Annotated in this window: 18 protein-coding genes and 1 pseudogene; 4 read left to right on the forward strand and 15 right to left on the reverse strand. The window is 54.6% G+C overall.

All coding sequences use genetic code 11. The features are described from left to right. Nucleotides 1–119: 119 nt before the first annotated feature. From TU86_RS13690 to TU86_RS13710, 5 genes are all read right to left on the reverse strand, one after another. Nucleotides 120–3,098: an RHS repeat-associated core domain-containing protein gene (locus TU86_RS13690; protein ID WP_048364860.1), complete on the reverse strand. Its 2,979-nt coding sequence runs from the start codon at nucleotides 3,096–3,098 to the stop codon at nucleotides 120–122. Between the two features lie 174 nt (nucleotides 3,099–3,272). Further along, nucleotides 3,273–4,463: a hypothetical protein gene (locus tag TU86_RS13695; RefSeq protein ID WP_048364861.1), complete on the reverse strand. Its 1,191-nt coding sequence runs from the start codon at nucleotides 4,461–4,463 to the stop codon at nucleotides 3,273–3,275. Continuing rightward, the gene (locus TU86_RS13700; protein WP_048364862.1) at nucleotides 4,447–6,162 is read right to left on the reverse strand and encodes an AAA family ATPase; all 1,716 of its coding nucleotides are present in this window, start codon (nucleotides 6,160–6,162) and stop codon (nucleotides 4,447–4,449) included. The genes TU86_RS13695 and TU86_RS13700 overlap by 17 nt, the downstream gene beginning before the upstream one ends. Nucleotides 6,163–6,303: 141 nt before the next feature. After that, a complete protein-coding gene (locus TU86_RS13705) occupies nucleotides 6,304–6,639 on the reverse strand; it encodes an RcnB family protein (RefSeq protein ID WP_048364863.1) in 336 nt (111 codons plus the stop codon). 115 nt (nucleotides 6,640–6,754) lie between these two features. Then, nucleotides 6,755–7,801: a DNA topoisomerase IB gene (locus TU86_RS13710; RefSeq protein WP_048364864.1), complete on the reverse strand. Its 1,047-nt coding sequence runs from the start codon at nucleotides 7,799–7,801 to the stop codon at nucleotides 6,755–6,757. Between the two features lie 283 nt (nucleotides 7,802–8,084). On the opposite strand from TU86_RS13710, the gene TU86_RS13715 reads away from it, so the two are divergent. The 3 genes from TU86_RS13715 (at nucleotide 8,085) to TU86_RS13725 (ending at nucleotide 10,868) form a co-directional block, all read left to right on the forward strand. After that, nucleotides 8,085–9,251: an acetyltransferase domain-containing protein gene (locus TU86_RS13715; RefSeq protein WP_048364865.1), complete on the forward strand. Its 1,167-nt coding sequence runs from the start codon at nucleotides 8,085–8,087 to the stop codon at nucleotides 9,249–9,251. A gap of 70 nt (nucleotides 9,252–9,321) precedes the next feature. Beyond that, nucleotides 9,322–9,528 carry a cupredoxin domain-containing protein gene (locus TU86_RS13720; protein ID WP_048364866.1) on the forward strand — a complete coding sequence of 69 codons (207 nt, stop codon included), beginning with the start codon at nucleotides 9,322–9,324 and terminating at the stop codon, nucleotides 9,526–9,528. Then, on the forward strand, nucleotides 9,525–10,868 hold the full coding sequence (locus tag TU86_RS13725) for an OprD family porin (protein WP_048364867.1): 1,344 nt from the start codon (nucleotides 9,525–9,527) through the stop codon (nucleotides 10,866–10,868). Before TU86_RS13720 ends, TU86_RS13725 begins: the two co-directional genes overlap by 4 nt. 41 nt (nucleotides 10,869–10,909) lie before the next feature. Here the strand turns inward: TU86_RS13725 and TU86_RS13730 are convergent, their stop codons facing one another. The 10 genes and pseudogenes from TU86_RS13730 to TU86_RS13775 all read right to left on the reverse strand — a co-directional run bounded on the left by TU86_RS13730 (nucleotide 10,910) and on the right by TU86_RS13775 (nucleotide 19,380). Further along, a complete protein-coding gene (locus TU86_RS13730) occupies nucleotides 10,910–11,653 on the reverse strand; it encodes a potassium channel family protein (RefSeq protein WP_048364868.1) in 744 nt (247 codons plus the stop codon). Between the two features lie 105 nt (nucleotides 11,654–11,758). After that, nucleotides 11,759–11,890, reverse strand: a pseudogene (locus TU86_RS13735) (GNAT family N-acetyltransferase); the annotation flags it as partial. 87 nt (nucleotides 11,891–11,977) lie between these two features. Further along, nucleotides 11,978–12,463, reverse strand: a complete 486-nt coding sequence (locus TU86_RS13740) for a copper chaperone PCu(A)C (RefSeq protein WP_048364869.1) — start codon at nucleotides 12,461–12,463, stop codon at nucleotides 11,978–11,980. A 29-nt stretch (nucleotides 12,464–12,492) separates the two neighbouring features. Continuing rightward, nucleotides 12,493–13,098: an SCO family protein gene (locus TU86_RS13745; protein WP_048364870.1), complete on the reverse strand. Its 606-nt coding sequence runs from the start codon at nucleotides 13,096–13,098 to the stop codon at nucleotides 12,493–12,495. A gap of 248 nt (nucleotides 13,099–13,346) precedes the next feature. Next, nucleotides 13,347–14,003, reverse strand: a complete 657-nt coding sequence (locus TU86_RS13750) for a class I SAM-dependent methyltransferase (protein ID WP_048364871.1) — start codon at nucleotides 14,001–14,003, stop codon at nucleotides 13,347–13,349. 21 nt (nucleotides 14,004–14,024) lie between these two features. Continuing rightward, nucleotides 14,025–15,716 (reverse strand): WD40 repeat domain-containing protein, encoded by a 1,692-nt coding sequence (locus tag TU86_RS13755; protein ID WP_048364872.1) that lies wholly within the window; start codon nucleotides 15,714–15,716, stop codon nucleotides 14,025–14,027. 26 nt (nucleotides 15,717–15,742) lie between these two features. Beyond that, nucleotides 15,743–16,339: a GTP cyclohydrolase II RibA gene (gene ribA, locus TU86_RS13760; protein ID WP_048364873.1), complete on the reverse strand. Its 597-nt coding sequence runs from the start codon at nucleotides 16,337–16,339 to the stop codon at nucleotides 15,743–15,745. Between the two features lie 35 nt (nucleotides 16,340–16,374). Beyond that, a complete protein-coding gene (locus TU86_RS13765; protein WP_048364874.1) occupies nucleotides 16,375–17,385 on the reverse strand; it encodes a formylglycine-generating enzyme family protein in 1,011 nt (336 codons plus the stop codon). Between the two features lie 74 nt (nucleotides 17,386–17,459). Beyond that, nucleotides 17,460–18,326 (reverse strand): VOC family protein, encoded by an 867-nt coding sequence (locus TU86_RS13770; RefSeq protein WP_053076037.1) that lies wholly within the window; start codon nucleotides 18,324–18,326, stop codon nucleotides 17,460–17,462. Then, on the reverse strand, nucleotides 18,319–19,380 hold the full coding sequence (locus TU86_RS13775; RefSeq protein ID WP_048364875.1) for a methyltransferase: 1,062 nt from the start codon (nucleotides 19,378–19,380) through the stop codon (nucleotides 18,319–18,321). Before TU86_RS13775 ends, TU86_RS13770 begins: the two co-directional genes overlap by 8 nt. A gap of 324 nt (nucleotides 19,381–19,704) precedes the next feature. On the opposite strand from TU86_RS13775, the gene TU86_RS13780 reads away from it, so the two are divergent. Next, complete coding sequence (locus TU86_RS13780) at nucleotides 19,705–20,442, forward strand: nitroreductase family protein (RefSeq protein WP_048364876.1); 738 nt, start codon at nucleotides 19,705–19,707, stop codon at nucleotides 20,440–20,442. Nucleotides 20,443–20,467: the final 25 nt, after the last annotated feature.

Raw genomic sequence — 20,467 nt, forward strand, 5'->3', positions numbered from 1 at the left:
CCGTCAACGATGATCACGACGGTTGCCGGCCAAGCCAGTTTTACAGGTCATCAGTGGGGGCGGCGTATCCCGGCCAGCCGCTAGCGATTACCACCCAGGCGCTCAAACAAACGGATATATCACGCTCGAGAGGGTCGCCACAAACGCGCAATATTGCTGAAGCCTGCCCTGGCTGTTTGCAAGAGTACCCCCCGCACCTCAGTAATTGCCGACACGATGCCCCGCGCAACCCCCACCCAAGTGCGCGTGCGAGCACTTTGTGCAGCTGCAGGTGAGCCTGTGACATAAGCGGCAACCGCCTCAATCCCCACACCCGCCCAGTACGTCCATGTTTGATTGAACATTCGACTCACTCCGCCATGCAGCGTGTCGGTCAGAGGTGGGAGTTGAAGGGTTTGCTGATGCCGCTCAAGCCGCACCGAGGGATGGCCACTGCGGATAATGGCGCCTGCTGCGCCATCGTAAGCTTCTATCAGGGGGGCAATATTAGGGATCAGCGGAGCAGGTATAGAGCCAGCAAAAATAGCGTTGGGCACCGTTGCCAAACCATAGGCAGCAGAGGCCATCAATGTTCTTGGCACCCTGGCGCCAAGCGGTGTCTGCCCCCAGGACGCGTTATCACCCAGGCCACGCAGCGCCTGCTGCACTATTTCGCGTGAAAAAGCACGCAGGTGGCCACCTAGCCGCTGTCGCGCCACCGGGTCCCACACTTGGTCTGTGTCCCCTGCTTCAACGCCCGCGCGGTGCTCAAAACCAATATCAGAGGCAGCGGCTACTGCAAAACCAATGAAAGGACTCCAGCGCACTGCATTCCCCAACAAGCCACTTGTCATATGCAACATGGCGAGGGCATCAAGTAAAGCCACCGTGCTTCTCAAGGCATTGTTAAGTGCCGCAGTGGGCTGTACCCCCTCAAAAAGAGCAACATCCAGACCTGTGCTCAAGGCGTTGCTGATGTAGGTCGACAAGGCGTCACGAATGGCCGCCGAACTCCCGATTTGCACACGAGACCTGACCGCACTCGACACCTGTGCAATATAGCTACGCAGGGACACCGTTCGGCTTTTGGGAACAGCCACATCATTGCTTTGCAAGCCTTGGGCGTCACGGCGATTGACCGGGTTACCGTTCGCCATGCAGTACAAATTCAAACCGTCAATATCACCGGCAGGGTCTGCGCTGATCCAGCGAAACAACCAAGGCGCGTAATAACGATAACCAAAGTAGTACAAGCCACTGGCATCGCGCTCCTTGCCCGAAAAGCGCAACGTTTTATAGCTGGCTTCAATGGCGTTTTTAGAAGCCAGCCATGAGGTGCCGCCATACGGGTAGTAGTCTTCCTGGCTAAGCAGACGCGCATCTTGATCCAGCTCCAATGTACGACTGCCCAAGTGCGTCGAAAGGCTGTAACGCATCTGGCCATCCTCCATACCGGAAGGAAGACCTTGCTCCCACAGCAAAACACGCACGCTGCAAAGATCGCCCTCTACCGTCACAACATTCAACCATTCGCCTGTTGCACTGTTGCGTCGAATCTCCAGCCCCGGCAAATAGCGAGTCTCAGAACGGTGAACCTTGCGGTGAGCGTTATACACACGCGCTTTGAGTATTCGCTGGCCACTTCCATCGTAGCGATAGACTTCGTCATCGTTTGCCCCATCCACACGCACCACTTGAGTCACGCGCTGTAGTTGATCGCGCAACGTCCAGTGCAAGGTCTGGCCTTGCTGTAGGGCCTGCTGATTACCATTGAGATCAAACCCGCTGCCTAACATTGGCGCCGATGAAAAGCCTGCGTCCTGGGCCAAACTGTGATTGCTCTTGCTTGAGACATTCATGTGCCGCGTATAGCCGCTCCCTTGCGAGGGCAGGTGTTGCAGAGAAACAAGGTTTCCGCCTGCATCGTAAGCGTAATGTTGGCGATAGTGGCGGCAACGCCCGACGATACTCGAACCAAAATCCACTCGCCCCGGTAAACCCGGACCGTGGTTTTGCTGGGCATTCTCGCGTCCGGTCGCCGTTATCAATTGATAGAGCGTGTCGTACGCATACGTACAGGATGCCTCGATTTGTGTGTTGTCCAACCACTGCGTCTGTTGTGCTGTGTCACGAATGCTGAGTACTTGCCCAACGGGGTCGTAGGTATAACTCAAGTCCTGTAAGGGCAAATCAAGCTGACCATCACGGTAAGTTGTACACCTTAGCAATTGATCTGTAGCCCCATCGTAAGCCAGCACACTGCGCATGCCATTCCCCGCATATTCCTTCTCAACGTTGCCGCTGGCGCTGTAATGGCGCTGCTGCAACACCGTGCGGCTAACACCCCTGCTTAACGTGACCGCCATCGATGCCAACAAACCATCCACCCCATAACGCGGCACTTGTCGATAGCCCTTGGCATCCGTCTGAGCCACTAATTGCCCTAAGGCGCCGTACTGGCATTGAGTGGCATAGGCGTGGTGTTCAAGCGTCAGATCTCGTAACGCTGGCAACAACGGCCAATCCGCTTCCTCCGCCAAATCCAGGCAAAATCGTCGCGACTGCGCCGTGGTGTTTCCCCACAGATCGTAGTGCTCATACAGCAACGTCCCTGCGGGATCATCATGACGTCTCAAACGGCCACAGCCATTGCCCGCCGCTTCTTCATCGGATGCTTGGGCATAGCTGAAGCGCTCTGCGCACCTTGGCTGCGGCGCATTGGCGGGTTGTTCAAATACCGCAGTCAGACGCAAAAGCGAATCGTATTCATAGCGATGTCGGGTACCGGCACCATCCCAACGTTCCAGTACCTGATTACTCGCCCCTACCCTGACAATACGCGGCCCTTGATCCAGATTACGGCAGCACAACACGTAACCCGAAAGTGAGAAAACAGTGCGTTGATTCGGTTGCAGGCTCGGGTCTTTTTCGTGCAGCGCGCCCAAGCGCGCATCCCATTGTTCACATAGAAAGCCTGAAGCGGTGTAAGACTGCCGGCTTATACGTGCCTCAGGAGGTTGCGCTGTTGAACGACGGTGGTATGCCACGCAACGCACTTCTAAACCGCGCGGATCGAACGCGCTGAGCGAAGGAGTATGGTGATGCAAATGGTGAGTCATGATCGGATTCCTGAACTGCACAATGATTAAAAAGTGTAGATATCAAGCGCCATCGACATGCCATATTCGGTACGCGTTTTGTGATGGGATACGGGCAGTTACAACATATTCAGATCATTCACGGCTGATGGGTTGTCGGGTCTTACAGCACCAAGAGGGCAACGCGCGTAGCGCTTAATGTTCAGGCTGGCTGACCACTTGCAACGCTTGTTCAAACAGGTCGTTGATGGCCTCGACTTTAAATTTTTGCGCTGACACTTTGGTAGTGGGACGGCTCAGATCGAGCACCGCGGCATGGAGGGGCGAGTTGAAGTTCACAGCACTGAGGTCTACACCCTGCCCCTTCAAAAACTCTCGCAACTTATAGGTATCCAGATACCAGGCGCGTAAATTTTCATTTCCGTTGTACAGGCCCTTGATTTTGAAAAGCTCAATGTTTTTATCCTTGAAGGGCTCATTTTGTGGCACCACATCAAAGGTAAGCGTTTGAGCCTCGTTACCGTCAGGCACAAACCCGACCCTGAACACACTCGCGCCCTCAAGGCTGTCGATATAAGGATTCATGTGGCCGAGCATGGAGCTGTTTCTTTTGTGTTTTTGATTACAGATCGATCCCGCCGGGATCAAATTGAACAAAGAAATCGCCAGGAACGGGAAGCGCGTCTTGGGATAAAAATGATCAAGGTCAGGACGTACCGAAATAGCGGAATACGTCTGGATCTCCTCCAGCGCGCAATAGGGACAGACCGTCAGGGCGAGTTGACCCGTGATCGCCATACCAAATTGTTCAGAGATAGCTTCGTAATCAAAACAATCTTTGAATACCTGTATCCAGGGTGGAAAGCGCTCTTTATCGGCGTCGGTGACTTGCGAGTGACCGCGCTTGGCGTTTTCTAATCGACACAGGTAGCGCTTTTTTTTATGCCGCGGCAGGTCGGACTCCAGCTGTTCAATAATATGAGGCGTTAAGCACAGCGTGTACCGGTCGGTTAAAATCCGCAGTTCGTGAATGGCTTTAATCACAGCCAGATCAAAAGCGTCTTTCCCAGCCGCCGACTGTATATCGAGGTTAACGGCATCGAACGCCAGGTCCGATTCCGTCAGCAGATAGGCGTAACAATACCGCTCGGCAAGCATCGGGAACAATGCAAACAGCTCTTCAATTTTGGCTTCAAACAGGGCGGGTGGAGCAATCAGCAGCCCCTTCAAGTAGTCTTTAGTGAACACCCCTCTCGCCTTGGCCTGCTCGTCGAGAGGGACCTTGTTGAGCAGGTTAACTATTTTGGGATACAGCACATCTTCCAAGGCGTACTCAACGTACGTCTGGATGAATGCATCCGCGTAGACTTTATTGATTTTGATCATGATAGAGAAAATAGTTCTTGATGGGAGTGCCCGGCAGTTTTTCAATCAGCACGCGGTCTTGGGAGGTTAATTGCCCTTGTTTGGCTGCCTGCAACAAGTGCGCAATTTTTCGCTGTGCGTGCTCTCCAAAGGTCGATGTCAGGTGCATGCCATTCATATAAATATCGGCAATGCTATTACCAAATCCTGAGGACGGGGTCACTTCAATATCGCCGTCTTCATTTTTGGCGAGCGACACAATATCGTCAGGCAAAAAGTCACTGATCATGATCGGCGAATGGGTGCAGATAATAACCTGAGGCTTTCTGACACCTCGGCTCTGCTCCAAGTACCACAGGTGAGATAAAAACTCATGCAAAAACGTCCGTTGCCATTCGGGGTGCAAATAGAGATCGGCCTCGTCCAGCAGAAAAATATGATTGGCTTGGGGTGAGGCAGTCTTTAAATAGTGATAGCTCTCGGAGAACACATGCGCACGTGCCAGCTCTCCACTGCTAATTCCTCGCCAACCCCATTTGATATTGGCCGCGATATTAGCAGGCAGTCGTTGGATGACCTCTGTCAACGCCTCGATGGTCGCGTAGTCATCCGTCTTGACCCTCCCCAAATTCAGATATTCTCCGTCATAACAATGGTCAATAATGAGGGAAGCCAAGCGTTCAAATACCTTGAAATAGCCTTCCAGCACATTCTTCATATGCTCGACGCCAATACGGTATTGGGATAATCGTACCCACTCTGATTCTTCTAATTGAAGCAGTGCCCGTCTCAAACAATCAGAAACCACAAGGGTATCCGGAAAGTCTCTCACCACCACACTGTACTGATGAAGCAAGCGTGACAGGCTGTCTTCTTGCAGACCGGAGACCTTACTGAGTGCACTTATAATGGAAAGAATATTCATACCCAGTAGTCGCTGGTACACGCTGCCGTAACTGACTTCCTCCTCACTCAATTCAGGCGAATAGTTGACATGTTCCCATTGGGAAAGCAGTTCGTTGCTGTATTTGGCATTCGTTGAAGGACGCCGTATGACGCGCTCAATGATGCTCATGGAGGAGGAGGTAAAGGTGAATTCAAAGTTAACGCTTTCCAAAAACTCATCGCGATCCGGTGCGTTATTAAAATAGCGCAACAACTTCTCAAAATAGCGTTTTTTGCGGGCGGTACTTTTTACGTTCTCTCGAATACTCAGATCATGGATATGTTTGAATTTTTTAGCCTTCGAGAAATTTAACCCTCCCTCGTCCCCCGAGAGCGAATTAATTTTCACAAAGTGTATAGCATGCTCGGTTAGAAATTCCTGATTATCTGAAACAAGAAAGAATCGCGCATCTGATTCGACCCACGTCAGTTCCGTGACATCAATATTGATCATGCATAAGTGATAGCACGTTTTAGCGCTATCAAAAAACACCACCAGCGCTCTGGAGTCACTCTCACCGCTGAGCAATTCTAGCACTTCTAGCGTGCTGCTCTTACCCGCGCCATTGGGCCCAATCAAGGCCGTACAATGATGATCACGGTAAAACCACGTCGTATCGTCCTTTTTAAATAGACTTGCATGGCCACGACTGTAAGTGCAGTTAAAACTGCCATTAATAGGAATATTAAGGTTCTTTAACGCCTTATGTTCCGCCACAAAAATATGGACCAAAATCATTACCGTATCCATTGTAAGTAAGGCAAAAGACGGCATCTTGCCCTCCCTTCCTCAACCATTAATCCTTGGCATGCCAGACACATGCGAATAATGGCATTTTACAATCAACCATAAAAAAAGTGCTACGGCCCACAGTAACGGCAGAGCCGCTGTGCTCAGCGGCCCTTCCCCGTCGGCTTACTGGCTTACGACCGTGCCATCCAGTGCGCGTATTTGCATAATCACCGCGTTAACGCGGTTGACCAGGACGTAATGACGGCTGAACTCGACCCACTGGGCGTCTTCGTCAGGTTTTGGTAGGCCTTTGGCTTTCCAGTTTTTAAGTGCATTTTCCTCGCGGGTGTATTGATCAGGCGCCTTGTCCCCACTGGTGTAGCACGTGTGGTGATCCATGGATGTGGCCAATATGGAGCCTTTCTTGCAATCGCTGGCGGTGTCATCTGCGGCCTGCACAACAAAAGGTGCTGCGCATAAAAAGCCGGCAATGAGTGATGCACAAAGGGTATTTCGCATGGTTAACCTCTTTAGGACGCAATGGACCGTATTCATGCCTGTGCTGCTGCAATGAGCGTCAGGCTTGAGGGGTAGACCCTTACAGCGCGCCAGAGTGCCGAACTTTCAATAATGGTCAGGCATCACCGCCTTTGGCCTGGGTATGCAACAGAGTATCGAGGAACATTGCCAGTCCCACTTCCTGCACTTTAAGCCCTTTGCGTACCCTTGGCGTGGGCAGATCCGCCAGTGCGCCTGATATGAACCCCTCCAGCACGGCCGGGTGGATATAGCACTTGCGACACACCGCCGGGGTGTTTCCCAAGTGTTTAGCGACGTTTTTCACCATATCAACCACGTATCGTTTGGCGTCTGCCTCAGGCTGCCATTGCAGGCCTCGCAAAACTGATAGCGCTAATGCGCTGCCGGCCCAGGTGCGAAAGTCCTTGGCGGTGAAATCAGCGCCGGTCAAGGTGTGCAGATAGGCGTTAACGTCAGAGGACGTGATGCTGTGGCGTACCCCCTCTTCGTCCAGATACTGAAACAGGTTTTGCCCCGGAATCTCCAGGCAACGTTTGATGATCCCCGCCAGCCTGCGGTCCTTGACTGAGATTTGATGTTCGACTCCGCTTTTGCCGCGAAACTGAAATTTAATCGTGGTGCCACTGACCTCAACATGACGGCTGCGCAAGGTCGTCAGCCCATAAGAGCGATTGTCTTTGGCGTATTGGGTGTTACCGACGCGGATGAGGGTCGCGTCGAGCAAAGTGATTACCGTGGCCATCACCTTGTCCCGACTGAAGCCCGGTGTGGCGAGGCGCGCTTCCAATTGCTTGCGCAGCTTGGGCAGGGCCCGCCCGAATTCGCGCAGACGCGAGTATTTACTGGCATCGCGCACTTCACGCCAGCGCGTGTGATAGCGGTATTGCTTGCGCCCTCGGGCATCACGCCCCGTGGCTTGAAGATGCCCGCGTGGATCGGCGCAGATCCATACCTCGATATACGCGGGCGGCACCGCAAGGGCATTGATACGTTTAATTTCGCCCGGATCAACAATGCGTCGGCCTTCGGGATCGAAATAACGAAATTTCCCACGTGACCTTTTGCGGGTGATTCCAGGCTGCGTGTCGTCGACATAATGCAGGTCGTGTGGCAACACATCAGGGAACGGTATCTCGGGCATGGCAGCGATCCTGAAGGAAAATGGGCCGTTACAGCTATTGACCGCGTGCTCGGGCAGACGTGCCAACCCATTGCAGCCTGCGGTTCTTGTGCCTTGCCTCGGTGGTCGCCGAATCAGCCCATCACAACCTCAGCACAAGCTCCTGTGCTGAGGCATTGATGAGCAGGGTCCAGGCTCTGTGGAATGAACGATGGTCAATCGAATTAGAAACGTTATAAGATAACTACTAATTCATGTTCGCCCTTGCACGTTCATTCCCACAATCCTTGCTTGCGATCCTTCAATGACTAACGCTCCCACTGCTGCACCTCCCATTCACCAACGCCTGCTGTCCATTGACGCCCTGCGCGGTCTGGTGATTGTGCTCATGCTGCTGGACCACGTGCGCGAGACCTTCTTGCTGCACCGACAGGTCGCTGACCCAATGAGCATTGACAGCACCGAACCTGCCCTGTTTGTCAGCCGTACCCTCGCCCATTTGTGTGCCCCGGTGTTTGTTCTGCTCACGGGGTTGTCCGCGTATCTCTACGGCGAGAAATATCAGGGCAAGGGCGATGTATCCGCTTTTCTGTTTAAGCGCGGCCTGTTTCTGGTGGTGCTGGAGTTCACGCTGGTCAACTTCGCCTGGACCTTCCAGTTCCCGCCCAGCGTGATTTACCTGCAAGTCATCTGGGCCATTGGTATCAGCATGATTGCGCTCTCAGCCTTGGTCTGGTTACCCCGTCCCGCGTTGTTTGTTGTGGGCCTCGTCATCGTGGCCGGGCATAACCTGCTCGACACAGTGCACTTTGCGGTGGGTTCTGACCTGCACGTGCCGTGGGCAATTTTGCATGACCGGGGCTGGATCGAGTTCTCGGACACCTTGCGACTGCGCACCTCCTACCCTGTGCTGCCGTGGATCGGTGTCATCGCGCTCGGTTATTGCGTAGGCCCGTGGTTTACACGCTCGGTTTCAGCCCACGTCCGTCAGCGTTACTTGTTGTTGACGGGTACAGGTCTACTGATGGGTTTTGTCGCGTTACGGTGGCTCAACGGTTATGGCGAGGCGCAATGGACGAACTACGGGAATGTCACCCATACGCTGATGAGCTTTTTCAACATCACCAAATACCCGCCTTCGTTGCTGTTCCTGACACTTACGCTGGGCGTTGGGCTCTTGCTGCTGTTGGCGTTTGAACGTGCCCAGCAACACAAATGGCTCAGCACACTCGCGGTATTGGGTGGCGCACCGATGTTCTTCTATCTGTTGCACCTGTATGTGCTCAAAGTGCTGTATGTGCTCTGCGTTGCAGCGTTTGGACTGAATCACGGCGCCTACTTTGGTTTTGACGGCATTGGCGCTGTCTGGCTCACCGCCATTGCGCTGGTCACTGCTCTGTATTGGCCGGTGCGCTGGTTTGCCGGGTTAAAAAGCCGTCGACGTGACATCACCTGGCTCAAGTATTTTTGAAGGGATACCCGTGGATGGCGCACAGATCCTGCGCTTTCGAACTTCTTGAACTGTTTTTGGATGAATGAACATGCGACGTTGCTCCCTGCCCCTGTTTCTGACCAGTGCATTGCTATGCGCGTCGGTTGCAGCCCAGCCCCATGAAGTGAAAATGCTCACCTGTGGCGCCACGAGAAGCATGCTGCATGAATCGAGTTACTTACAGATTGCGCCCACACTGCCAAAGCTGGCGCTCGATCGCCTGAGTGCCGCGTTTGAACAACAGGTTGCGCAATGACGGCGCTGAACACTCGGGCCGCGATGCTGATGGTGTTCGTCAGCCCGATCACTCTGGCTGACTCCATTCAATCCCAAAGCCAGGGTTTGATCGAAGATAGCACCTGGAACGTGATTAACCGCACAGTGTACGACCGCCGAGACTACCAGCATGGCGCTCGCAACAGCGGCGCCCGTAACGCCTACAAACCAAAGGCCGAGCGTAATGGCTATGCCGAAGAATGGGCCTACGGTTTGATGGCCACCCTGCAATCAGGTTTCACACAAGGGTTGATTGGCGTAGGGGTCGATGCGCACGCCTACCAAGGCGTCAAACTTGACAGCGGTGGCGGACGGGCTGGCAAGGCGCGCTTGCTGGGGCTGGACAACGAAGGTTACCCCAAGGACAACTTTAGCCGAGGCGGAGCAGCACTTAAGCTGCGCATGTCCAATACCGTGGTGTCCTACGGCGAACAGCGGGTCAAAACGCCAGTCTTCAGCTCTTCCGACAGCCGTTTGCTCCCCGAGACAGCAACCGGGGTCTTCGCCGTCAGCCATGAGTTTGCAGACCTTAAAATGGTCGGCGGGCATTTCACTGAGAGCACCGACCGTAACGCCAGCAGCCACGATCAAGGCTTTGTGGTGAACTACTCCAATGCGCTCAAAGGCGATGCCTTTGACCTGGCAGGCGTGGTTTATACCCCGCGCAAAAACTTCAGCGCCAGCCTCTACACCTCACGCTATGAGAACACCTGGAACCAGCACTATCTGGGTGCGATCTTTAGCCACGCGATTGATGCTAAACGCGCGTTGACATTCAACTTCAACCTTTATCGCACAACCGATGAAGGCAAAGCGCTGTCAGGCAGCATCGACAACACGACTTGGAGCGCACTCTCTACCTACTCCCAAGGGCCGCACAGTGTCAGCCTCGGTTACCAAAAAGTACACGGCAGCACACCGTTCGACTACGTGACCCGAGGTGCCATTTTCATTACCAACGCCGTTCAGTTGTCTGACTTCAACGCACCCAACGAACAGTCATGGCAAGCCCGCTACGATCTGGACATGTCGCCCTGGGGCCTGCCCGGATTGATGTTCAGCGCAGCCTATGTGCGTGGCAGTGATATCGACGGCAGCCATGTGGACCCGCGCGGCGGCTATGCCTACTTGGGCTATGGCAAACATGGCAAGCATTGGGAGCGGGACCTGGAGGCGCGTTACGTCATACAGAGCGGTGCCGCCAAGGGCACCCTGCTGTCACTGCGCCACAACATCCACCGGGGCAACGCTGCACAGGCCGAGCTGGACACGGACCAGATACGGCTCGCCATTGAATACCCGCTCAGTGGCAGGCTCTGAATCATTCAAGGCGAGGGGATCGATGTTTCCTCGCCCCCCCCTTAAAACTTATGACCCAGGGCCATGCCTGCAAAAAATGACAACACAATCAAGGCAAAGCTTGCCCACAGCGCGTATCGCTTGAGGCTGACCAATTGATTGTTAACGGTGTCCACTTTAGTACTCAGAGCACTCAGCAACGTCGACATGTCTTCGAGCGCTTTCGACGTGTGGGCAAACCTGTCCGTCTGAACCTGTGCATGTTCGCGGTCAATAAGGATTGGCTGTGCCGCTGACTCGCCCCTGGCTGAATACCAGCCCGAGCGTCCCAAAATGATCAATATCGCGGTCGCGCTGTACGTCATCCCGATCAGGGCTTGGGTCGCCACAACAATACGTCCTGCCCCGGGCTTGGGCACAATGTCGCCAAAACCCAGGGTTGTGAACACGACAGTGGACGCGTAGAGATAGTCCCCGTTGAAGGGACTTTGCAGCACTGAGTAGGTTGCGCACGTAGTCGGGATGTCTAACAGGCAGTGTCTCTGATAAAGAACCGCAAACAGAAAGATGTAAATCAGCGCCACGGCCAGAAAAAAAACAAAGACAATACTGCCTTCCCAGGGCGCAGGTTTTATCCCCGAAAAGAGCGCGATATTAAAGCATGCATAAAAGATCATCAGCGCCAGATAGCTCTGCCACCAAGCTGTGAACTCCAAACAGGCATAGACCGCGAAGCCCCCTGTTAGCGCAATGACCAGCAGCCCTAAAACGTCTGCTGTACGGCTCTCTTTTTTGGCTAACAACATATGAAAATCCTCATGCAACCACGGTTTCGACTTCCATAAACCCGCCTTCCCGGCAAACAGTTAAATCCATGAACAGCCGCTTTTTTTACCTTCAACGGCCATCTTTCAGGTGGCGTGTAAAAGCCGCCGCTCCATATGGGTCGTATGCCACACCGGGTCGTGTTCGATGTCCGTCAGCGTAAACCCTTGCCGACGCCAAAAATCGACGGCGCCGGGCAGAAACAGAGGTGCATGCAACGCCGCACGCGTAGAAAACATCTGCGCCTGCGCCTCTGTCACGAAGTCCACAACTTCAGCGATATCGCCCGTGACTCCGTAAAAAGATCAGTGCATGTTGCCGTGATCTGACATGTGCATGGCCCCATGATCATGCTTGGACACGGCGTTGAGCGCGCGGGCCGGGGCCTTGACCTCAATCGATTGCTGAGCGCCTTTGGCATCCTCAATGACCAGCGTCAGTGGCACGCTGTCGCCCTCTTTGATTTGCCCGACCAGGTCAATCAGCATGACGTGATAGCCCTCTGGCTCAATGTCGACGGTTTTACCCGCCGGCAAAGCAACGAAAGGCACAGGTCCCATGCTCATCACATCGTTGACCATTTTCATCTCGTGGATCTGTACGGTCCTGGCCACAGGGGATTTGACCTCCACCAGTTTGCTGTCCGTGGTCGAAGTAATGTGCATGAAGGCACCACTGGCTTGCTGGCCAGCCACCGTGGCACGTACCCACGCGTCATCCACGGTGGTTTGCGCCGAAACGTGCAGGCTCAAGCCCAGCAACGACAACATCAGATACTTAACAGGTTTCATAAGGTTGGCTCTTTCAAAGGGGCGTTAAATCAGCAGACCGACATCACCGTCAGCAAGTCTTCGGTGCACTGCTTGGCAGACAACGAAGGTGACAAACCAAGACGCAGCACACCGCGGGTATCAAATACGAAGCTGGTGGCCGTGTGTGAAAGCGTATAAGTCGAGCCACTCGGGATTTTCTCGTAAAACACCTTGAACTCTTTGGCCGTGGCAGCGGTTTCTTCCAGCGTGCCAGACAGCGCCATAAAGGTCGGATCGAAGGCTTTGACGTAGGCATCCAGCACCGCAGGCGTGTCGCGCTCAGGATCGAGCGTGATGAACACCACCTGCAACCGGTCACCATCCGGGCCCATCATTTTTTTCACTTGCGCGGCGCGCGCCAGCGCAGTTGGGCACACCGCCGGGCATTGGGTGAAACCAAAGAAAATCATGGGCATCATGCCGCGAAAGCTGCCCAGCATGACGTCATTGCCCTGAGTATCGTGCAGCTTGAACTTGCGCCCCAGGATCTCATTGCTCAAATCTTTACCGTACTTGTACGACAACCCACTGCCGGGATCGCACCCAGCGAGCAACCCCAGACTGAGCAAGCCCAGGCCTTGAACAACATGGCGGCGAGTCAGTAAATCATTCATGTGAAGGTTCCTTTGGCGCACGACTCATCCCCAGTTCAACCCACGAACCGGCGACATTCAGCGTTTTGGCTTTGAAGCGGGTGTTCGTTAAGAGGGAGACGAGTTTCATGGGCGCAGAATTTACCACTCTCAGCCCTTCGGAGCACGTCACGTTCGTCATTAAAAAGCCGGAAGCCTGTGCGGGTTCCGGCCTTATTCAGGCCCGGCAGGCCCTCAAACGCATACGTGTGTGACTGTCGGTCGCGTTATCAAGTGCGCACCAGCGCCAGCAGATACACCGCATCGCCATGTTGGCGTTCGATGGTGATGAGCTGCTCCCAAGTCAATCCGAAACCTTCCAGCGTGTCGCGAATCCCTTGCTCGGTAAAAAAGTAGCCTTGACGGCGGTTGTCCATTTCACGCCAACCCGGTGTGAGGTTGCTGGCGTCGACGCCAAATACGTTGATTGCAATCAGGCCCCCTGGGCGAACATGGCGGCGCAGGTCATCCAGATAGCTTTGCCACTCCTCCGGGTGCTGGTGGTGAAAGCAGCCGTTATCCAACGCCGCATCGAATTGACGTAATAAGGTCGGCTGCCAGTCTTGCAGTGCGCAAGGCACCAGCTCAAGCCGCTCGCCCCAACGTTTGCGCAGCAAAGGCCAACTGGAGTTTTCGACGATATCCAGACCGGTAACGCGATGACCTGCCTGTATCAACTCGGACGCATCACGCCCCCGCCCGACCCCGACATCCAGAATCAGTTGATCGCTTCTATCCCCCAAATGCTCAAGAAACACCCGCGCGGCCTTGGCCATGCCTATGTCCCATGACCACTCGTCCTCACCGTTGCCGTAACGATGAACAAATGAAGTGTTGAGTACGTTTCTATACGTGGGCACATCCAGAAATTGCGTCTGCTTATTCATTATTGTCCGCTCCTGGTGACGTTAAGAGGCTTGGCGATAGGCGATGGTGTAAATGTTGCCGTCATAGGAGCTGGCAATGAAGCCATTGCTGTCCTTGTCCTGGCTCAAACACGAGATGCCACTGGCGGTCGGACGTTCGACATCCATCCAGGTGCGGCTTGGTAAATCGAACAACGCTATGGTGCCGCTGTAGTTGGCGGTCGCAATGACACGACCATCCGCCGAAGCACAAATGCACTTGATCGAGTTTACGTGTGGCGTGTCGTAGACCTCATCGCCTGAGCCCAGCCACAGGCGCAGTTTCAGGTCGCGACCGATACTGGCAAAACCGCCGTCTACGGTGCAGCAACCATTGGAGATCCGAGTGTGCGCCTGCTCGACATGCCGCGCGCTGCTGAAGTCGTCAATGTTGTGCAACGCCACGGCGGCCGAGGCGCAAACGCTGAACAAGTGTCGGTCGTTGGCCGCCACCCCCTTGATTGCGTTGTCGTGCATCGGGATAGACGCGATCAGCGTCAAGCCATGTGCCGTGTCCAGAGCAAACACCAGGCCTTCGCCGGTGTAAGTGCCGATAAGGGCGTGCAACACACCGTCCTTGTGAAACGCAGTGGCGCAGTTAAGCGGTGAACGATGTTGATACAGAAGCCGCCCGGTCAGCGCATCAAAGACTTGCCCCATTTGCCCACCTGACAATAGCAATGGTCCAAAGGGCAACAGGAAGTTGCACAGGCTGCCCACGCCCATGACCGGCTGGTTATCTTTGAACAGCATCCCTGCGTCGCCGATGCTGTATTGCTGCCCTGCATCGTTGACCACCGCGTTGATACTCACGGCCGGGGCGATGCCGTCGACGTGCCATTGATCCTCGGCGTAATTCCAGGTCGCGTAGCGCGAGCCAAAGGTGGCAAACACCAATTTTTCTTCGCCGACAAAGGCGCAGCTACGCGGCCAGACAATGCTTGGCAAGGCGGTGGTACGGCGTTTGATCAGATCTTGCTGGGCGTCCAGTTCCCAGACAATCGCCGAACGGTCGTAACTGAGCGTCACCAACAACTGTTTATCGTCGTTCCACACGATGCGCTTGATCCCGGCTTCATGGGCAGGAATCGTGCGTACGTGCTCATTGCTGATCAATGAAATACGGCCGTCATCGTCACCCGCAAAAACCAGGCCCTGACGGGTGATTGCGATGGTGTCAGTTTCAACGCCGCCAATGTCTACCAGGCCACACTGCGCCAGGCTGGCCGTGTCCCACTGGCGCACGGTGCCGTCATCGCTGCTGGAAATCAGGCGCAGTCCGTCTGGCGACCAAACCACTGAAATCACGTCGGCGTCATGCCCCTTCAGTTCACCCAGCAACGTACCGTCCAGGTCGAAAATACGCAGTACGTGATCGCGCGAACAGGTGGCGACACGCGTACCGTCGGGTGAAAAAACCGCCATTTCAACATCATCGCCATGCCCGGACAGCACCGACTTCAAACGCAAGCTGGGCACCTCCCAAATACGTGCGGTGTAATCACTGCTGGCGCTGACCAAGTACTTGCCATCAGCGCTGAAGGCACATTGGTTAGCCAGATGGTCGTGGGTAACACGGTGAATCGAACGCCCGGTTTTGGCGTCCCACAGAATCACTTGGTTGTCATAGCCGGCCGTCGCAATGAACTCACTGGCATGCGCGGAAATACCGCTGATAGGACCTATATGTTTCATGGTGAAATCCTTTTCGAAAGCAAGCCTTACAACTTGATGGAGTGACTGGATTTAGTGACCTTCGATTGCAAATAGCCACGGTTATGTTGGGTCAGGAACACCCCCGTAGGCACTGCACTCACCACATCAATCCCGCCATCGCGCAATTGCTGGACTTTCTCCGGGTTATTGGTCAACAAGCGGCATTGCGTCACCTTAAGGGCTTTGAGCATGTCCACCGCCGGGGTAAACGTGCGCGAATCCGCGGGATGATTGAGGTGCAAGTTGGCCTCATAGGTATCCAGCCCGGTGTCTTGCAATAAGTAGGTCTCAAACTTGGAATACAAACCAATGCCGCGCCCTTCCTGACGCAGATAAATCAAATACCCCCCTTGTGCATTCAACGTTTCAAGGGCTTCTTGCAGTTGCGGGCCACAGTCGCAGCGTTGTGAACCGAACACATCACCGGTGATGCACTCCGAGTGCACGCGAACAAGAGGGATGTCCGCGGTGTCGGTATTAACCCCCACGGCAAAATGCTCATTGTTCTTATCAAAACCTTTAAAACCATAAAAGTGCGCATTAATGGTGCCGCCCAAAATAGAAATAGGCACTTTGGTATGACGCGATACTGGCGTGTGCATGAGGTATCCCAATTAAAAGTTCAGATGACAGACAATCAACGTAGGTTTTCAACTAAGCGAAAACCCATGACATAGAGCGGTCGGGGGTAACGGCCATGACGACGCGCGGTGCGGGCCAGGTCTCTGAAACGGGTGAAGCTTCCACCCCGCGCGACGCGATGCTCACCGACATCCAGCACCAAGTCATCACGGATCTGTGGTCCGCCAGGGTAAGGGTGGTAAGCCTCGGCAACGTACTCTTCAACGTTGCCGGCCATGTCCATCACCCCGAACGGTGAAGCCCCTTCAATGAATACCCCCACTGGCGTGGTTTGCATCAAGCCCAGTTCCGCCGTGTTGGCAAAAGTGGCATCAAAGTGCTCACCCCAGGGGAACTGCAAGCGCTGGCTCCCCGCCGCTGCATGCTCCCACTGTGCTTCAGAGGGCAAGGCGAACAGACGCCCGGTGCGCTTGCTCAACCAGCACGCGTAGGCATCCGCATCGCTGGCATCGACGCTGTACACCGGATGGTTGGCCATATGATGCGGGTAAGCGCCGAATGCCCAACTGCTTGCAAGTGCCGGGTGCTGAGTTTCAAGCAAAAAATGCCGATACTCGCTGTTGGTCACCGGATAACGTGCAATCCGGTACTCATCGAGTGCAACCCGATGGCAGGGGGTTTCTTTCTCGATCCAGCTGCGATCAAGCCCCAGACCTTCGAACGCGCTCATCACGGGGTCCACACGCTCAGGCGCCAACCCGATCTGAACGGTACCGCCGGGCACCGTCAACATGTGCGGGTTGAAGGGGTCGATACGCGGATCGCCTTTGAGTCCCAGCACTTCGCCGGCCGCAATGCGCGTCGCCAAAGGCTGCTCAACCTGGCTGATGATGCTGAGCAATTGACTGACCGGCAGCGCCAGCATATCGATCAATGCGCCTTGCACCTGACGGCTGATGGGATGCTCCACAAAATGCGGCGCATAGCCCATCAAAAAACGGTCAGTCACCTCTTTAGGGAGCGGGCTCGAAAATCGAGGCCAGTGCCCTGCTTTTTTAGTTTTCATACACTCACTCTGTTAGCCACAGACAGGCTGAACGGGACGCGAGGGGCTACCCGATCAGCGCGTTTGTCCAACGATTAGAGGTGGTCGAGGACCAGGCGCGGGTTGGTTTCAATCATTTCGATTTCAGAGGAATACACCTCAATCACCAACCCGTCAGGGTCTTCGAAATACACCGCCGTGCGCACGTTGTCAGGCCCATGATGAAAGCCTGGAGCTGGACCATTGCCCTTGACTACGTTGATCCCGGGCCAGGTGGCTACCTTGTCGGCAATGCGCTGTACGTCGTGTGGCAATGCACGCAAACCGATGTGGTAGCCCGGCGGGTAGCTGAACGTGGGATTTAACTCAATGAAGAAATCGAAACCATTGAGTTCCATTACGATCTTGCGCGGGCCAAGGTTGTAGCAATATCTGGCCGACAGCACCTGCTCATAGAAAGCCTGTGAAACGGCGAGGTCGCGGGTCAGGATATTGATATGGCTGACCTGAGGCGCCAACGCGGCTTCCCTGGCGCAGGCAATCGTTATGCCCTCCAGCGAGCGCCACATTTTGACGGCGGCGGCAAATTTCGAAAAACCGGCCAACCAGTCGCTGACTGTCACTGATGGCTGATGGCTTGTCACATTCAGGCCGTGAGGATAAACAAATGCGTGTGCACTGTTCAGCAATGCGAGCGAGCCATGCTGCGGATAATCATCCAGTGCAATCACCACCGCTGCCGTGTTTTTGGCGTGCTCAGGGGACTTAAGCAAATGCTCGGCAAAGAACTGTTCATCACTCGCTGAGGCACACAACAAAATGAGGCCATCGATCTGCGCGGGCACCTCACCTTCAAGGTGAAACTCAAACCCGGCCAGGCTGGCAATTGCGCTCAAGTCATTGGCCCAGGCACGATGCCGGGCGGCGCAGGCAGGGGACTGAAGCGCAAGAAGCTTAAGCACGGTCAGCAACCTCCCCCTTGCCACGCCCTACCAACAAACTGTAACGCCCCAGTTTTTCTTCCATGACCTCGAACCCCTGATCACTCATCTGTTGAGCAAGCCATGGCGTGGGGTGCAACTCGCCATTCACGGTATTGACCATCATGTGCAACGAGAAATCAGCGGAAAGAGCCGGCGTGATTTCGTTAGCATCCAGCGACATGCTCAAAATCATCAATGCCCCGCCCTTGGCTACGAGTTGGCTGGCCGAGGCAATCAGGTCGCGGGTTTGCTCGCGGGTGAAGTAGTGCAGGCAATCGTTAAGCATTACCACATCAGCGGTTTCGCCCTGGTACTTGGCCAAGTCGAGCAGGTTGCGCTCTTTGAACGTTAAGCGGTCATGCAGATTGTAGGTGTCCAGCGTGTGTTGGGCGGCGTCGCGTGTGGCAGCCAAGTCCCAGATTTCACCCTTGAGCGTGGGGTGACGTCGGGCTATTTCGGCGATATAGGTGCCATGCCCGCCTGCCAAATCGATTACCTTGCGCGCGTTATCGAAAATCGGCAGTTCACGCACCACATCCACCATTGGCTGGCTAAAGCGCACCATCGCTTCGTTAAAAGCGTCACGTGCGGCCTGGTCGTGCTTGAAACGGTTTTCCTGCTGGAAATCCATGGATTGGCCAGTGGCCAGGATCTCGCCCAGCCGCGGCCAGTTCTGCCACTGCAAGCGCTGGTGAGCAATGATGGGGCCAATGAATTCGGGGCTGCTGCTGACTAAAAAACGATCACTCAAGACCTGATTGCTAAACCGGTCCTCGTGTTTATTGAGTAACCCCAAGGCCACCAGGCCATTGAGGAAAATCTTGCCTTTATTTGAGGTCCATCCTAAACGCGTTGCAACGTCTTCGGCCGACACGGGAAGCTGGGTATGGTCAAACACCTGCTGGTCAACAGCAAAGTGCAAAATAGCCGATTGGCGATATTGATCAGATAACTTAACCAAGTCCACAACACTGTTTAAACCCGCCACTTCGTTAGCGCGTTCATAAAGGGTTGTCGGTTTTTGCGCGTTCATACCACTGTCTTCCTTATTAGTTATTTGCGTCCATGCCTGGCACTTGGCATTGCCCCACTGCGGCTCTGCCAGTGACCGGGCAGAAAAAAAGACGCCACTCGGGCACTCAAACATGAGTGCCCTGCTTGGCACGGCAGGAGCGTAGACGCGTTTCCTATAAAAACAAGGAATGTCTTTTATATTTTTTAATTATCTAAACACTATTTCATATAACCTTCATGATCAGTTATTCTTTGCTAAAAAGACGCGTTTACACCTCCAGCCCAGCGTGAAATACCGACCAAAGATCAACCTTTAATAAGTCCTTAAGGAATGAGGCGTTTTATGAACGACACGATTCATTTACTCACTCGCCATCGTAGCGAGCGCAGCTTTCAAACACGTTCTGTGGATGAGGAGTTGCTGAGCGCCATTATTCAAACTGCCCACAAAGCGCCCTCTGCCTTCAATGCGCAGCACATTTCCTCGGTTGTGGTACGTGCCCCCGAAACCCGCCAACGTATTGCAGAACTGGCAGGCGGTCAGCCCTGGATTGCGACCGCACCCGTGTTCATCACGCTGATCGTGGACTTTCACAAAACAGCGCAAGGGGTTGCCCGGGCCGGGGCCGAGCAACATATTCACCGTTGCCTTGAAGGCATGCTGGCTGCTGCCACCGATGCCGGGATCATTCTCAGCACCATGATGACGGCAGCCCGCTCACTGGGCCTGGGCGTGGTGCCGGTTAGCGGCATACGTGCCAATGCCAGCGCCATGATTGAACTGCTGCAATTGCCTGAAAAAACCTTCGCCCTGTGCGGAATGGCGCTTGGCTACGTGCTGCATCCTGCCGCGCAAAAACCGCGCTTGCCGATAAGCAGCTTTCGCCATGACGAGCGCTATGACCCCCATGCGATTGACTCAGCGATAGGCGAGCACGACCAGGCGATGCTCGCGCACTGGCAACGTCAGCAACGCCCGCAACCGCAGAATTGGTCGAGCAGTGTGAGCCAGCGTTACGCCCATAACTACCGCCCGCAATTGAGAAATCAATTGCGGGCCAACGGCCTCGATATTGAGTAAATGCTAACGATGCAGGTCGCACGGC

This window comes from Pseudomonas weihenstephanensis (assembly GCF_001043055.1).
GTDB lineage: Bacteria > Pseudomonadota > Gammaproteobacteria > Pseudomonadales > Pseudomonadaceae > Aquipseudomonas > Aquipseudomonas weihenstephanensis.

Excerpts from the sequence above, each read along its gene's own strand:
- TU86_RS13690 (WP_048364860.1), bottom strand. The coding sequence starts at position 3,098 with ATGACTCACCATTTGCATCACCATACTCCTTCGCTCAGCGCGTTCGAT.
- TU86_RS13695 (WP_048364861.1), bottom strand. The coding sequence starts at position 4,463 with ATGATCAAAATCAATAAAGTCTACGCGGATGCATTCATCCAGACGTAC.
- TU86_RS13700 (WP_048364862.1), bottom strand. The coding sequence starts at position 6,162 with ATGCCGTCTTTTGCCTTACTTACAATGGATACGGTAATGATTTTGGTC.
- TU86_RS13705 (WP_048364863.1), bottom strand. The coding sequence starts at position 6,639 with ATGCGAAATACCCTTTGTGCATCACTCATTGCCGGCTTTTTATGCGCA.
- TU86_RS13710 (WP_048364864.1), bottom strand. The coding sequence starts at position 7,801 with ATGCCCGAGATACCGTTCCCTGATGTGTTGCCACACGACCTGCATTAT.
- TU86_RS13715 (WP_048364865.1), top strand. The coding sequence starts at position 8,085 with ATGACTAACGCTCCCACTGCTGCACCTCCCATTCACCAACGCCTGCTG.
- TU86_RS13720 (WP_048364866.1), top strand. The coding sequence starts at position 9,322 with ATGCGACGTTGCTCCCTGCCCCTGTTTCTGACCAGTGCATTGCTATGC.
- TU86_RS13725 (WP_048364867.1), top strand. The coding sequence starts at position 9,525 with ATGACGGCGCTGAACACTCGGGCCGCGATGCTGATGGTGTTCGTCAGC.
- TU86_RS13730 (WP_048364868.1), bottom strand. The coding sequence starts at position 11,653 with ATGTTGTTAGCCAAAAAAGAGAGCCGTACAGCAGACGTTTTAGGGCTG.
- TU86_RS13740 (WP_048364869.1), bottom strand. The coding sequence starts at position 12,463 with ATGAAACCTGTTAAGTATCTGATGTTGTCGTTGCTGGGCTTGAGCCTG.
- TU86_RS13745 (WP_048364870.1), bottom strand. The coding sequence starts at position 13,098 with ATGAATGATTTACTGACTCGCCGCCATGTTGTTCAAGGCCTGGGCTTG.
- TU86_RS13750 (WP_048364871.1), bottom strand. The coding sequence starts at position 14,003 with ATGAATAAGCAGACGCAATTTCTGGATGTGCCCACGTATAGAAACGTA.
- TU86_RS13755 (WP_048364872.1), bottom strand. The coding sequence starts at position 15,716 with ATGAAACATATAGGTCCTATCAGCGGTATTTCCGCGCATGCCAGTGAG.
- ribA (WP_048364873.1), bottom strand. The coding sequence starts at position 16,339 with ATGCACACGCCAGTATCGCGTCATACCAAAGTGCCTATTTCTATTTTG.
- TU86_RS13765 (WP_048364874.1), bottom strand. The coding sequence starts at position 17,385 with ATGAAAACTAAAAAAGCAGGGCACTGGCCTCGATTTTCGAGCCCGCTC.
- TU86_RS13775 (WP_048364875.1), bottom strand. The coding sequence starts at position 19,380 with ATGAACGCGCAAAAACCGACAACCCTTTATGAACGCGCTAACGAAGTG.
- TU86_RS13780 (WP_048364876.1), top strand. The coding sequence starts at position 19,705 with ATGAACGACACGATTCATTTACTCACTCGCCATCGTAGCGAGCGCAGC.